Source organism: Actinomadura sp. NBRC 104425, assembly GCF_030269545.1.
Taxonomy (GTDB): Bacteria; Actinomycetota; Actinomycetes; order Streptosporangiales; family Streptosporangiaceae; genus Spirillospora; species Spirillospora keratinilytica.
Genome location: NZ_BSTN01000122.1, coordinates 1 through 397, shown reverse-complemented (window position 1 = coordinate 397; position 397 = coordinate 1). Strand labels below are relative to the sequence as shown.

The window sequence follows — 397 nt, the reverse complement described above, 5'->3', positions numbered from 1 at the left end:
TACGCCAACGCACCCCACAGCTCCCACACGGTGAAGTCGAAGGCGTAGGAGTGGAACAACGTCCACACATCATCCGGCCCGAAATCGAACCAGCACTCCGTCGACCGCAGCAACCGCACCACATTGCGATGCGGAACCACCACACCCTTGGGACGACCCGTCGAACCCGACGTGTAAATCACATACGCCGGGTGCTGCGGGTGGATGTCCCGCCCCAAGTTGGAGTCGTCGTAGCCGGGCGCGTCCACGTCGTCCGGCCCGAGGACCAGGGCGGGACGGGCGTCGTCGAGCATGAAGGCGATCCGGTCGGCCGGATAGTCCGGGTCGATCGGCACATACGCCGCCCCCGCCTTGAGCACCCCCAAGACCGCCACGACCAGGTCCACCGAACGCGGCA

At 66.2% G+C, this 397-nt stretch carries 1 protein-coding gene; it reads right to left on the bottom strand.

Annotation, left to right across the window (positions count from 1 at the left end; genetic code table 11):
• Positions 1 to 397, bottom strand: a 397-nt coding sequence (locus QSK22_RS33385) for an AMP-binding protein (RefSeq protein ID WP_285498506.1), incomplete at both ends; no start/stop codon positions are given.